The sequence below is a fragment of the Stenotrophomonas sp. NPDC077421 genome (assembly GCF_049545505.1).
In the GTDB taxonomy this organism is placed as follows: domain Bacteria; phylum Pseudomonadota; class Gammaproteobacteria; order Xanthomonadales; family Xanthomonadaceae; genus Stenotrophomonas; species Stenotrophomonas nematodicola.
Map to the genome: position 1 here is coordinate 22,219 of NZ_JBMWDP010000026.1, position 13,800 is coordinate 36,018.

Here is a 13,800-nt window from a genome sequence, read left to right on the forward strand (position 1 = left end):
TCGATGGTCAGTAGTAGAGCGTGGCGGTGGCGAACAGGCCCTTGGCCCGCTGGGTGTCGCCGCCGCCAATGGCAAAGCGGTACTGCACGCCCAGATCGAGGTACGAGCGCGCCGCGTTGTAGTGGTCTTCGCGGAACCAGTAGCGCACGCCCACGCCCGGCCCGGCACCCAGCGACCAGCTGCTGGCGGTGTCGGACAGGTCGAAGGACTGCGCGCCGATCAACGGATAGGCGATGCCGCGCACCTTGGAACGCTGATCGATCCAGTCCGCACCGACCACCAGGTAGGGATTGATCACCCAGCGGGTCTGGTCGGCGCCGAAACGGTAGCTGCGTCCGGCACGCAGCTCGGCCGCGCCAAACCACTGCTGGCGGCGCAGGCGGCCGTCGGAGTCGGTCAGGCGCGCCATCGTGTCACCGTTCATGTCGATGCGGTCGACGGTGAAATGCGCACGGTTGTCATCCCAGCTGAAGCCGGCCTGGGCATAGCCGCTGATGGTCCACCACTGATTGACGTCGGTGCGCACGCCGGTGCCGTTGTAGAAGCCGTAGGTCAGGTAGGACATCCAGCCGCCGGCGTTGTCGCTGAGCCGGTAGCGCGCGGCGGTGGTCATCTGCAGCGGCTGGCTGGATTCCAGCTGGATACGGCACTGGATCGCCGCCGAATCCGGGTAGACGCCGCCGTTGCGGGTGGCCGTGCCGATGAACTGGCGGCGCTCGATGCCGGCGCTCAGGCCGGTCTGGCCGAAGGCGTAGCGGACGCCGAACGAGGCGATGGTGGACGGCCAGCCGGCAATGGAGCGCGACCGGCTGAGGCGTTCGGCACGCGCGCGTGCGTCTTCGGTCGCCACGCCCGTGCAGGGGTCCACGGCCAGGATCGACTCGTAGGTCCCGCCTTCGTCGTACAGCGTGTTGGCGATGCGCGCATACGCCTCCAGCGTCCCGTGGCGGGTGTTCAACGCCGGCGGACGCCAGAACGCTTCCAGCGTACCGAACACCGAATCGCCGGGCGTGCTGATGGCCGCGCCGCCCAGATTGGTGGCGGCCTGGCGGGCACCGCGGTAGCCGGCCGAGGCGGTGATGCCCCATTCGCGCGAGAGATTGGCGATCGAGCTGCGGGTGTTGTAGCGCTGGCTTTTGTCCAGCTTCAGCGTCCCCGCGTCGGCGCTGTCGATGGCGCCGCGCAGCAGGCTCACGGCCTGGCGGTTGTCGCCACTGGCGGCACTGGCGTAGGCCTGGTCCAGCACCACGGTCGGCGGTGCCTTGCCGGTGGCCTGGGCCGCGCGGAAATCGGCCAGCGCCTGTTCGGGCTGGCCGACGCGCTGGTTGAGGTAGCCGCGCTGCATCAGCAGACCGGCATCGGCGGGCCTGGCTGCCAACGCCGTATCCAGCCGCTCACGGGCCTGTGCCGCCTGGGCGCGATCACCGGCCGACAGCGTGGTGGTCAGCAGCGACTGCAGTGTCGGGTTCTGCGGATCTTCCTCCACTGCGCGCTGCGCCTGGCGGATCGCTTCCTGGTAGTCCTGCCGGCCGAACGCCGCGTAGGCACGCTGCGCGGGGCCGCCTTCGCCCTGCAGGTCGGCCGGCATCAGTTCGCACTGCGTGCCGTAGGGCGTGTCGCGGCACTGCTGGAACGGTGCAGGGTAATCGGCCAGGGTGAGTTCCTTGCCGCTTCCGGCATGGCGCAGCGTCTTGGCACGCTGCGCCACGGCAGCCTCGAGGACCTGGCGCGCATCGCCATCCAGGTCGGCATAGGTGTCCTGCCGCAGCGGCTGCAGCAGCGCCGCCGCGCGCGCGCGGTCACCGGCCGCGATGGCGGCATCGGTGGCGAGCAGTCGCACATTGCGCCGCTGCTGGTCGTCCAGCCAGTCCTGCTGCAAGGCCGCATCGAAGTCGGCATTGGCCGCCTCGGTCTTGCCCTGGCGCTGGCGCAGGTATGCGCGCATGACCAGTGCCACGGTATCTTCGCTGTCGTTTTCCAGCGCCTGGTCGGCGGTGCGCTCGGCCGCAGGCAACTGCTCGTCGAGCAGTTGCGCGGTCATCAGCAGCAATCGGTGGGATGCCACGTCCGGCGCACGCGCAACGGCCTCCCGGGCATAGCCGGTGGCCGCGTTGAAATCCTGCGCGATCAGCGCCTGGTAGCCTTCCTGCGCCGGCTTGACCGCGCGCTGGCGCCCCAGCGCGACACGCTTGGCCTGCAGGTCGCCGACATTGGGCGCGCCCAACTGGATGGCCATCGCCGCCGCCGCATCGGCCTGTTCCAACTGCTGCTGCGCTTCCAGCGACGCCACCCACAGGGTCGCCCAGGCGCCCTGCTGCGGCTGCTGGCGGAAGGCCTGCTCGGCCTTGCTGGCCGCTTCATCCATGCGGTCGTTGTTGTAGGCCTCGTACGCCTGCGTGGCCAGCGCGAAGGCACGCTGGTACGCCTGTTCGGACGCGCTTGGCCGGGCGGCCGCGGACGGGCGGCCGCCGCTGGTGGAGGCACCGCGCGCTGGCGCCGCAGCGGCCAGACCGGGCAGCGCCGGGTCGCGCAGGCCATCGGCGATGGCCCGCTGGGCCAGGCGGCGTGCCTCGTCGGGGCGGCCGAGTTTCTGCGCGGCGTAGATCTGCAGCAGGCGCAGGCGGACCACGTCGGGGCGCAGGCGCGCCGCCTCGGTGGCCGTGCGGTAGGCCTGCGGATAGTCACCGCGCTCGTAGGCACCGAACGCCTGCTCGGCAATGCGGTAGGCGTTGCCGGACAGCGGCAGCGGTTCCTGCGCCTGCGCGCTGGCGCAACCCAGCCCGAGCAGGCTCAGCGCAATCATGCTCGAAAGCAGCGTGGTTCTCATGCCTTCAGCTCTCCGCTGGCACTGTACTGGGGAAGGCCCGAGCGGCGGTGCTGCTCGCGCACGGCGGTGGCGATGGCCGCTTCGGTGGCCACGCCATGTTTGACCAGATAGTCGCCGATGCGGCCGTCGCGCTGCGGCTTGTACTCGTCCAGCACGCGCTCGAACTGGTCGCGCGGGATCAGGCGCATTTCCACCAGCAGGTCGCCGAGCAGCGGCACCGCGTCGATGCGGTAGGTCTCGCCACTGATCAGGCGCAGGCCGGCATTGATCTCGCTTTCGCGGGCGATCGACTGCACCACCGAGGTGGCCGGCAGCCCCTTCAGCAGTTGCGCCTGTTCGGCCTCGGACAACGGGTTGGCGACCGCCACCGACAGTTCGTCGGGCGTGTCCGAGGGCAGCGGCAGCAGCCGCCACTGCACGCATGCGTCCACCGGCAGCGGGAACTGCCCGCTGTGCAGGTACGCCACGTCGATCACCGCCCGCGGCAGGTCACCCTGGAAGGCGATGGCTTCGGCCAGCGTTTCATCATCCAACCACCCCTGCGAGACCAGAATGCGGCCGAGCGGCTGCTGACGCCCCCCCTCCTGCTGCTGCAACGCTTCTTCCAGCCGTTCCGGCTCGACCGCCTGCCAGGTGGTGAGCAGCTCGCCCAGGCGCTTGCGGGTCTGCACAAGCTGCGAGGCGCTGGGGAAATCGTGCATGGTCTTGTCCCATACCATGCGCTTGCCGAACAGCAGGTACAGCAGGAACATCCGCCACGCGCGGGCGGTGGCCATGAAGTTGATCATGTTGCCGACCACCATGCGCGGGATCGACATCAGCGCATGTTCCCAGCCGTACAGCTTGTTGACGAAATAGAAGCGCTGCACCACGCGCGTGGCCAGTGCGGCGGTGGTCAGCAGCGCCACGTTCATCTGCCAGGTGCCGGCCTGGAAGATGGTGGGGAACTGGGTGTTCCACAGGCCGCTGACCTTGAGCACCCAGAACAGCAGCAACTGCAGGAAGATCACGTAGGCAATGATGCTGACGAAGGACGTGACAATGCCCTTGCGATCGCGAGCGAGCAGATATTTGGTCGCCAGCGAGCCGCGCCAGCCCAGCGTTTCCCAGCTCTGCAGGCCGATGCCCAGCACCCAGCGCGCCTTCTGCCGGTAGGACGCGCGGAAGTTGTCGGGGAAGTACTCACGCACGCACAGCGCCATGCCCTGGGTGCGCTCGCGCACCGGACCCCAGCCAAACCACGACGGACGGCGCACGCGGAACTGCACCGGGAAGCGCGCGAAGATGGAATGCATGCCCATCGCCGCCAGTCGCGCGCCGACGTCGTAATCCTCGGTCAGGCTGTCAGTGTTGAACGGCTGGTTGTTGGTGGCCTCGCTCAGTGCCAGCAGTGCCTTGCGCGAGAAACACGTGCCGACGCCGGCCGAGGGCACCATGCCGGAAACGCTCTCGCGCACCACCAGGTCCTTGGCGTGCCATTCGGCGAACTCGTCCATGTACACGCCGGCGATCAGCTCGTACCACTCGCGGTCCAGCGAGGTCACCGGCAACTGGATCATGTCCTTGCGCGGCAGCAGGTAGTTGAAGAAGCGCAGCTCCATCGGGTGCAGCACGTCCTCGCTGTCGTGCAGGATCACTCCGGCAAACTCGATGCCGTGGCGCTTCTCGTAGTCGAAGATCGACAGGATCAGCCAGTTCAGGCAGTCGGCCTTGCTGGTCGGCCCCGGATGCGGCACTTCGACGCGACGCAGCCGCTTGTAGCGGCGGCGCATGCGTTCCACTTCGGCAATGGTTTCGGCATCGTTGGGATAGGTGCCCACGAAGACGATGTACTCGCGGTAGTCGAGCACGTCGATCATGTTCTCGACCATCTGCGCGATCACGTCGTACTCGGCCCAGGCCGGCACCATGATCGCCAGCGGCTGTTCCGGCCGCTGCAGCAGGTCCTGCTGGGTCAGCGGCCGGTATTCGCGGCGCTTCTTCACTGTCAGGGTGCGCCAGGTTTCGCGCACCCAATACCAGACATCGATGAACAGGTCGTCCAGGCTGGAAATCAGGATCAACACGGCCACCGCCGCCGCGACGGTTTCCAGTCCGGCGTAGTAGTTGGCCAGGTAGATATCCCAGTGCAGGCCGTCCACGGCGAATCAGTGACCGGTCGAGGCGGACTTGCGGCGACGACGGACCTGCGCAACGCGCGCGGCCAGCAGCATGAACACCACCACGCCCACCAGCACCAGCAGCCACACCATGTGCTGCTGCCAGACCGGTTCGGGATTGCCCTGCTTGGCGACGTTGGCGCCGGTCGGGTCCTGGCCATCGAAGTCCTGGACCACGCCACGCCCGTCCAGCAGCGCGATGTTGCCGCGGATCAGCCGGAACGGTTCACCGATCTGCGGCGCATGCGCGCCGAGCTCGCGGTAGATCACCCCGGTCCTGTCGCCGCTGCCGACGACTTCCACCAGCGCCGACTGGTCCAGCCCGGCCACATCCAGCAGCACCTGCTTGCCGGTGCCGGCGATCACCAGGTGGCCATCGCGCACCGCGCCGCTGGACGCCACGTCCTGCGGGGCCAGCGCAAAGCTCAGGTAGGCACCGGCCGGCGCGATGGACGCCTTGGCGTCACTGACCTTGAGCACCGCGTGGGTCGGCGAGGCGCCGGCGGCGCTGGCGATGTGGATCACCTTGGCCAGCGAGGCCGGCGCATCCTGCAGCCAGGTCGCCGGTACGAACACGTCGTGCTTGCCGGCGAGCTGCGCGGCGGCGCCGACGAAGTCCGGCGCCATGCTGCGGTCGGCCAGGCGCAGGTGGCTGCTGGGCAGCACCGACACCGGATAGCCGGTGGCCGGGTCATGGCAGTACGGCCGCGCCGGTTGGCGCAGGAAGCTGATTTTTACCTGATTGCGGGCGGCCAGCGCGTAGCTGGGCACGGTGGCGACCAGGCGTTGCGGCTTGCCGTCGTTGGCCAGCACCTTGGCGCCGAGCAGGTAGTCGTTGAAGAAGATGGACGCTACCGCGCCCTGCCCGGCCGGGTTCGGCGCGGCAGACACGTCGAGCACCACTTCGCTGGGCAGACGGCCTTCGCTGGACAGTCCGCCCAGATCGAACGTGGCAATGCGGTCACCGCGCGTGACGATGTCCTGGGTGCCGGCCATCGCTCCGAGGCGGCTGAGCAGCACCACGTCCTTGTCGGCCTGCGGCAGCAGCGCCTGCTCCACCTGCAGCGAACGGCCCAGCGCATAGGCGCGCCACTGTTCGGTCAGCAGGCCGGCCACCTTGGCGCCGGCCCCCACCGCGACCAGCAGGGTCGGACGCCCGCCGACCATCGCCACCTGCACCGACGCGGTCCCCGGGGCGGTTTCCAGGCCGGCCATGTCGGCGCGGCGCCACTGGGTGAATGCCGCTGCCGCATCGGGCGACGCCGCAGCGACCTCGGTCGCCAGCGCATCCAGCGCGGCGCGCACGGCGGCACGCAGCGGGTCGCTGGTCACCGCCACGTCCGGCGCGAGCGGACCGTCGGCCAGCGACAGCAGCGCGCCGACTTCGGCCAGACTGCCGATCCGGTGGGCGGCGCTGCCATCTGCAAGGGCGGCATACGCGGGAATGCCCGCCAGGCTGGCCGGGATCACCAGCCCGCGCAGGTCCACCGTGCCGCCCACGGCCGGCAGGCCCACCACGTCCACGCGCTTGCCGCCATTTTCCAGTGCAGTGCCCACGCGCCAGGCCGCGTCGTAGCTTTCCACGCCGAGCGCGCGGCCATCGACCAGCAGGCGGACCCGGGCCGGCAACGCGCCCCATGCCTTGGCCACGGTGTCGATCTGGCGGCCATCGAAGCGATAGCTGAAGCGCGTGTCCGGCGACAGCCGCAACACGTTGGCCGGCGCGCTCTGGTCGGCGCACTGGTAGTCGGACACCACGGACCACCAGCCCACGCCGAAGCGGACGAAGCCGCTGGGACGGGCGAAGCCGTCGATGCCGATCAACTGGCTGGCGTCGCCCTGCGCGTCGGTGATCGAGCGCGCCGAGACCGGGTCGCCATCAACCGACAGCAGACTGGAGGTACGCCCGGTATGGCCGCGCACGTAGCGGGCATCGAGCTGCAGCTGCGCCTCGCGGGTCTCCACCCCGGCGGGCACCGGCAGGTAGATCTCGCGCTGGCTCTCCTGCCCGCTCAGCACCACCGGCTGGGTGAAGCCCAGGTCGCGGAGGGTCATGCTGCGGCTGACCGTGCTGTCGCCGGCCCACTCGGTGAACTGGCCGGCCACACTGTCGGCAGCCAGCGCCGTCGGCAGGGGACAGATCAGGACCAGGGCCAGCGGCAATACCTTGGAGAAGCGTGCGGTACTACGGTTGGTCTTGGTCATGAGGTGGCTTCAGTCAGGAAGGGAGTGGACAGAGCGTCGACCGCACGGCCGGGCACGAACTCGTCAAAGGGCACGCCGCGCAGCGCGGCGACGATGCGCGCGGATGCACGGCCGTCGCCGTAAGGGCTGGCATCGGGGCGGAACCGCGCAGGGGTCGGTGCGGCATCGCAGGCGGCGCCAACCTCGGCAACGATGCGCGCCGCGTCGGTGCCGACCAGCTTGACCACCCCGGCCTGCACGGCTTCAGGGCGTTCGGTGACATCGCGCATCACCAGCACCGGACGGCCGAGCGCCGGCGCTTCTTCCTGCACACCGCCCGAGTCGGTGAGCACCACATGCGCGCGCTGCATCAGGCGGACGAAGTGCAGGTAATCCTGCGGCGGGATCAGGTGCACATTGTCCAGGCCGCCGAGGTGCTGGTGCACCGGGCCCTGCACGTTCGGATTGAGGTGGACCGGATAAACGATTTCCAGATCCGGGCGACGGGCCAGCTCGGCCAGCGCGCGGCAGATGTTGGCAAAGCCGTCGCCGAAGCTTTCGCGGCGGTGCCCGGTGACCAGCAGCAGCTTGCGACCCGGGGTGAGGAACGGGAACGCGGCATCCAGACCCGCGCGCAGCGGCGCGTCGCGATCGATGCGGTCCACGGTCTGTTCCAGCGCATCGATCACGGTGTTGCCGGTGATGGTGATGCGGCCCCCGAGATTCTCCTGCTCCAGGTTGTAGCGGGAGCTGGCAGTAGGAGCGAACAGATGATCGGCGACCACGTCGATGACGCGGCGGTTCATTTCCTCGGGCCAGGGCTGATCGAGGTTGCCGGTGCGCAGCCCGGCTTCGACATGCCCGACCGGGATGCGCCGATGGAAGGCGGCCAGCGCAGCGGTCATCGCGGTGCTGGTATCGCCATGCACCAGAACGCGGTCGGGCTGCACCTGCTCGTAGAGCGCATCGAGTTTGGCGAACAACCGGCCGCACAAGCCGTTGAGCGTCTGGTTGGCGACCATGACGTCGAGGTCGTGATCGGGTTGGATGTCGAACAGCGACATCACCTGATCAAGCATCGCCCGGTGCTGTCCGGTGATGCAGACCACGGAGTGGATTCCCGGCGCTGCTTCCAGCGCGCGGACCAGGGGGCCCATCTTGATGGCTTCAGGGCGAGTACCAAAGACAGAGAGAACCTTCACCTGACCGCTCCATGTGCTGACTAACGATGTGTGACGTCCATCACGCAAATCGTAGGCCAAGTGGGGCTTCCTAGCCAGCTCAACGTGATGCGTATCACATTTCGACATCCAATGTGACGCTGTACGTCACTTTGTGTCGCCACCCGGATGTGATTGTCTCTCTGTGGGCGCGTTACTCGGGTGAAAGTTCGAACACCTGGCGCAGATAGGCCAGGTAGCCGGGGTCGTCGCACATGCTCTTGCCGGGCGAGTCGCTGAGTTTTGCCACCGGCTGGCCGTTGCAGCGGACCATCTTGATGACGATGTTGAGGGGCGTCGGACCGAGGTCGTTGGTGAGGTGCGTGCCCACGCCGAACGCCACCTGGCAGCGCCCGCGGAAATAGTCGAACAGCTGCATCACCTTTTCGATGTTGAGCCCGTCGCTGAACACCAGCACTTTGCTGCGCGGGTCGACACGACGTGCGTTGAAGTGCGCGAGCATGCGGTCGCCCCAGGCGAACGGATCGCCCGAATCGTGGCGCACGCCATCGAACAGCTTGCAGAAGTACATGTCGAAATCGCGCAGGAAGGCCTCCAGTCCGACCACGTCCGACAGGGCGATGCCGAGGTCGCCACGGTACTCGCGTGCCCACGATTCCAGCGCCGCCACCTGCGAATCGCGCAGGCGCGGCCCCAATGCCTGGAACGCCTGCAGGTACTCGTGCGCCATCGTGCCGTGCGGCGTCATGCCGTACAGGCGGGCGAAATGCACGTTGCTGGTGCCCACGAACTGCGCGCCCAACGCATCACGCATCATCGGCAGCATGCGCGCGTGCCACGCGCGCGAGTAGCGGCGGCGGCTGCCGTAGTCGGCAATGCGGCACAGCTCGAAGCCGGGCGTATCGCGCAGCAGTGCGGTCTTGGCCTGCAGCCGCCGCTCGCCTTCGGCGAAGTCGGGCGTGCTGGTATTGCGGAACCAGACCTCGTTGATGATCGCCAGCAGCGGTACTTCGAACAGGATGGTGTGCAGCCACGGGCCGGTGATGTCCAGCTCGATCTCGCCGGGAACGGTGTCCGATGCGCGCAGGCCGATGTACTTGCGGTCCAGGTGGAACAACCCGAGAAAGTCGGCGAAGTCCGGCTTGACGAAGCGCAGGCCGCGTACGTAGTCCAGCTCTTCGGCGGTGAAACGCAGGCGGCACAGGTGGTCGATCTCGTCGTTGATCTGATCGATGTACTGCGCCAGGTCGATACCCGGCGTGCGGCATTTGAACCGGTACTGCACCTGGGCGCCGGGATGCTGGTGCAGCACCGCCTGCATCATGGTGAATTTGTACAGGTCGGTGTCGAGCAGGGACTGGATGATCATGCGGAATCCACGCGCGTTCGGAAGGTGCGCCGGTAAAGTATGCGCCGGGCGTGGCGTTCACCGCCGCCCGGGCGCGGCCGTGCTTGACCACGCGTTCATCTCGGTGCGGCCTCAGGCCGGGCGTCGTGCCCGCAGCAGACGCGGCACCTGCGCCGCCGCGTGGGCCCAGATCGCTGTCCATACCGCGCCCTGCACCAGCAGGTTGCGGCGCGGCGCCTCGAACTTGCGGAAGTAACGCCACAGTCCGCGGTGCTTGTGCCATTCGACGAAGAACGGCCGCGAGCGGCTGGAGACGCCACGGACGTGGGTGACCTGCAGATCGTTGGCAATGGCCACCACCGCCCCGGCATCGCGGGCGCGGCGGCACAGGTCCAGGTCTTCGGCATGCAGGCGGTAACCGGCATCCCACCCGCCAAGGCGGTCGAACAGACTCCGTGGCATCAGCAGCAGCGCACCGGACAGCGCCGGCACGACCTGCAGGGTCTGCGCCGGATCGGCCGGAATCGCCAGGCGCGCGCCACGGCCGGGATTGCGCAGCATCGCGGCGAAATCCGGATCGCGGCGGCGTACCGCGTCGTCGCGGCGACCGTCCTCGTCCACCTGTTCCACCCCGAGCAGACAGTCGCCCAGTTCGGCGGCGCGGGCGCACAGCCGCGACAATGTGTCCGGCACGACCAGCAGGTCCGGGTTGATGAAGGCCAACCACGGCGCCTGGCAGTCGGCCACGCCCTGGTTGTTGGCGGCCGCAAACCCGGGGTTGTCCGGATTGGCGATGAAGCGTACCCGCGCATCGGCCGTGGCGTGGCGCTGCACGATGTCCAGGGTCGCGTCGGTCGAGCCGTTGTCGACCACGCGGATCTCGGCGACATCGTGGGCGGCGCGCAGCCGGGTCAGGCAGGCATCGAGGGTGCTGCCGCTCTGGTAGCTGACAATGATGGCGGCGATGGCGTGGCTCAAGCGGGAAACTCCGGTGCGGCGGGCGGCGCGAACAGGTCACCCTGTGCACGTGGCATTATCGCCTGCTGGTAGCTCTGCTGCAGCGCCTGGCGTGCCTGGCGCAGCGGATCGCCCATCAGAAAGGCGGCAAGCCGTGGCCGCCAGCCAGGCCAGCGCGTGCCCAGCGCGTCCATGTCCCCGTCGTGCGCACGGCCCTCGTCTGCCCGCGCGACGAACGCGGTTTCGCACAGCGCATTGCGCCAGCCCAGCCCGGCCATGCGCAGGCTCAGGTCGATCAGCGCCGCATTCCAGGAGCCGTAGCTGTGCGCGTCCAGGCCCCCCGCCCTGCGCCGCGCGTTGCCGCGCAGCAGCACCGCGTGGGTCACCGCCGAGGGCAGTTCGGGGTGCACTGGCGGCAATGCCGCGCAGGCATGGGCCACGGCATCGAGCGCCTCCGGGACCGGATTGATTTCACCCAGCCGTGGCCAGGCGGCGGTTTCACCGGCATTGCACCACGGCGTGGCCGAGCCGATCGACGGATCGTGCGCGAAACAGGCCTCCAGCTGCTGCAACCAGCCCGGCGCGGGGATCGCATCGGGCGCCAGCACCACCACATCGGCACCGGCACAGGCCTGCAGCATCTCATCCAGGTGCGCCACCTCGCCGATGCTGCGCGCGCGCCGGGTGTATTCGGCACGCAGCCGGGTCTGCGCCAGCCAGTGCTCGATCACCGCCTGCGCCCGGGGCCCGGCCTGCCCGTCGTCGGCCAGCCACACCGCCGTACCGGCAGCGGTGCCGGTCTCCAGGGCGCCCAGGCACTGGTCCAGGGCGGTGTCGTCGACGCCGATCGGCAGCAACACGATCGTCCCCATCGCTTCCCCCTGTCTGTGGTGGGTGCCGGATGCGCGCAGCGTAACAGGCAGCGCGGGGGGGCGCGTCAGTTCTTCTTCGGGTGGTTCGGGAACGGCTCCATCGCACGGAAGCGGCTGCTGTATTCGTCGGTCAGGTTGCGCGACTCCTGCGCGTTGCGCACGATCGTCGGGGTGAGCAGTACGATCACTTCCGAGCGACCGCTGTTCTGGGTCTTCCTGCCGAACAGCGCACCCAGCACCGGGATCTTGCTCAGCCCCGGCACGCCGTTGCTGCCATCCTCGTCGGAGTTGGTGATCAGTCCGGCCAGCATGATGGTATCGCCGCTCTGCACGGCCGCCTCGGTGGAGATCTTGCGGGTATTGATCGGCGGGTTGCAGGTGGTCTTGGTCGGATCGCAGCCGGCGGGAATCGCGCCGGCCGAGCTGACCTCCTGCACGATGTCCAGGAACACCACGCCATCGCGGGTGATGCGCGGGCGCACCTTGAGGATCACGCCCGTGTCCAGGTACTGCACCTGGCTGTAAGTGTTGTCGCCGCCCACGCCGGTGTTGACCGAGACCGAGTTGATCGGGATCTGGGTGCCGACGTTGAGCGTCGCCTCGGCATTGTTGCGCACGAAGATGGAGGGGGTCTGCAGAAGGCGCAGGTTGCTGACCTTGTCCAGCGCGGTGACCACGGCGGCCGCGTTCTTGCCAAGGAAGGTCCAGCCCACGCCCCCATCGCCGACGACCCCGGAAATGCTGCCCCAGATCGAGCGGCCCAGGGCGCTGGGCAGGTCGACGCCGCTTTCGGTCTTGCCGGTGGCCACGGCCTGCTCGAAGAACCAGTTGACGCCGTAGCTGAGGTCGCCGGTGAGCGACACTTCGGCCACCTGCGCCTCGATGTGCACCTGCATCGGCATCACGTCGAGCTTTTCGATCACCTCGCGGATGGAGCGCCAGGCCTGCGGCGTGGACCGCACCAGCAGGGTGTTGGTTTCCTCCACCGCCGACACGCCGACGCTGTCGCCCTGCACTTCCAGGTTGAAGCTGGCGTTGCCTGCCTGCCGCTGCGGCAGGCTCATGCTGCCCTCGCCCAACCCGCCACGGCTGTTGCCGTTGCCGCTGCCGGTGGTACTGATGTTGTTGGTGTTGCCGCCCAGGTCGCGGCTGCCGACCTCCATCTGCGAGCCCCCCGGCGCCAGCGAGGCGCTGCTGCTGCCACGGCCGCGGCCGTTCTCGCTGGCGAACGCCTCGGCCAGGCGCTCGGCCAGGTCCTTGGCTTTGACGTAGCGCAGCTCGTAGGAGAACAGGCGGGCGCTGCCGCCGGCAGTGTCGATGCGGTCCAGCCACTGCTGGATCTGGTCCAGGTAACGTGCCTGTGGGGTGATCACCAGCACCGCGTTGGCGTTTTCCAGCGGCAGGAAGCGGAACATGCCCGCGCTGGGGGTTTTGCTCTCTTCGCCGAACACCTTTTCCAGATCCGCAGCGACCTGCTCGGCCTTGCCCGACTGGATCGGGAACACGCCCACCGACATGCCCGACAACCAGTCGACGTCGAAGATCTCCACCGTGCGCAGGTAGTTTTCCAGTTCGTTGCGGGTACCGCCGAGGGTGATCACGTTGCGCCCGCTGTCGACGTTGACGATCGCGTTGGGCCGCGCATACGGCTCCAGGACCTTCTTCATCTCCGTGGCGGAAATGAACTGCAGCGGCACCACGCGCACCTCGAAGCCACGCGCGCTGGCGGCCGGGGCGGTGCTCGGCGCGACCGTGCCGGCGAGCGCCTGGTCGGCGGGCACGATGTTGTACCGGCCGCCGCTGTAGACCATGCGCGCGTTGTTCCAGCCCAGCACCATTTCCAGCAGGTTCAGCGCCTGCGCCGACGACACCGGCTTGGGCGTGGCCAGCGTCACGGTGCCCTGCACGCCCGGCGCGATCACGTAGTTCTGCCCGAGCATGTCGCCCAGGATGGCCTTGACCACGGCATGCACCGATTCGCCTTCAAAGTTGAAGGTCGCCTGCCCGCTGCCGGCCTGCGAGAGCGCCGGCTGCGGCGCCGCAGCGGCGCTGCGGTTGATCATGGTGCCGGTGCCGCGGCGGATCACCGCCTGCGGTGCGCCGGCCTCCAGGCCTTCGGTGGCCACGCCCTCGCGCGAGCCGTCGCCGGCCACCACCTGGTGCGGCCCGTCCAGCACGGCGTCGCGACGCACCTCGGGAGCAGGCACGGTGGCGCAGCCCACCAGCAGGGCCACGGCAAAGGAAATCGGGAAAAGACGCAGTGTCATGCTTT

8 protein-coding genes are annotated in these 13,800 nt (G+C 68.6%); all 8 read right to left on the minus strand.

Annotated features, from left to right (window positions below):
* Positions 1-7 precede the first annotated feature (7 nt).
* The gene (locus ACPEH1_RS14135) at positions 8-2,827 is read right to left on the minus strand and encodes an NfrA family protein (RefSeq protein WP_423715955.1); all 2,820 of its coding nucleotides are present in this window, start codon (positions 2,825-2,827) and stop codon (positions 8-10) included.
* A complete protein-coding gene (locus ACPEH1_RS14140) occupies positions 2,824-4,968 on the minus strand; it encodes a glycosyl transferase family protein (RefSeq protein WP_423715956.1) in 2,145 nt (714 codons plus the stop codon). Before ACPEH1_RS14140 ends, ACPEH1_RS14135 begins: the two co-directional genes overlap by 4 nt.
* Before the next feature lie 6 nt (positions 4,969-4,974).
* Positions 4,975-7,191, minus strand: a complete 2,217-nt coding sequence (locus ACPEH1_RS14145) for a hypothetical protein (protein ID WP_423715957.1) — start codon at positions 7,189-7,191, stop codon at positions 4,975-4,977.
* The gene (gene wecB / locus ACPEH1_RS14150; protein ID WP_017356675.1) at positions 7,188-8,372 is read right to left on the minus strand and encodes a non-hydrolyzing UDP-N-acetylglucosamine 2-epimerase; all 1,185 of its coding nucleotides are present in this window, start codon (positions 8,370-8,372) and stop codon (positions 7,188-7,190) included. Before wecB ends, ACPEH1_RS14145 begins: the two co-directional genes overlap by 4 nt.
* Before the next feature lie 172 nt (positions 8,373-8,544).
* Positions 8,545-9,720 carry a nicotinate phosphoribosyltransferase gene (gene pncB / locus ACPEH1_RS14155; RefSeq protein WP_017356674.1) on the minus strand — a complete coding sequence of 392 codons (1,176 nt, stop codon included), beginning with the start codon at positions 9,718-9,720 and terminating at the stop codon, positions 8,545-8,547.
* A gap of 111 nt (positions 9,721-9,831) precedes the next feature.
* Positions 9,832-10,677, minus strand: coding sequence for a glycosyltransferase family 2 protein (locus ACPEH1_RS14160; protein ID WP_017356673.1), 846 nt, complete (start codon positions 10,675-10,677; stop codon positions 9,832-9,834).
* Positions 10,674-11,528: a glycosyltransferase family 2 protein gene (locus ACPEH1_RS14165; RefSeq protein ID WP_017356672.1), complete on the minus strand. Its 855-nt coding sequence runs from the start codon at positions 11,526-11,528 to the stop codon at positions 10,674-10,676. The genes ACPEH1_RS14160 and ACPEH1_RS14165 overlap by 4 nt, the downstream gene beginning before the upstream one ends.
* Before the next feature lie 65 nt (positions 11,529-11,593).
* Entirely contained in the window at positions 11,594-13,795 is a 2,202-nt protein-coding gene (gspD, locus tag ACPEH1_RS14170) for a type II secretion system secretin GspD (RefSeq protein ID WP_136003631.1), read from the minus strand.
* Between the last annotated feature and the right edge of the window lie 5 nt (positions 13,796-13,800).

Bases quoted from the DNA above. Each gene is read 5' to 3' on its own strand.
- ACPEH1_RS14165 (WP_017356672.1), bottom strand. From the start codon at position 11,528: ATGGGGACGATCGTGTTGCTGCCGATCGGCGTCGACGACACCGCCCTG.
- gspD (WP_136003631.1), bottom strand. From the start codon at position 13,795: ATGACACTGCGTCTTTTCCCGATTTCCTTTGCCGTGGCCCTGCTGGTG.
- ACPEH1_RS14135 (WP_423715955.1), bottom strand. From the start codon at position 2,827: ATGAGAACCACGCTGCTTTCGAGCATGATTGCGCTGAGCCTGCTCGGG.
- ACPEH1_RS14145 (WP_423715957.1), bottom strand. From the start codon at position 7,191: ATGACCAAGACCAACCGTAGTACCGCACGCTTCTCCAAGGTATTGCCG.
- pncB (WP_017356674.1), bottom strand. From the start codon at position 9,720: ATGATCATCCAGTCCCTGCTCGACACCGACCTGTACAAATTCACCATG.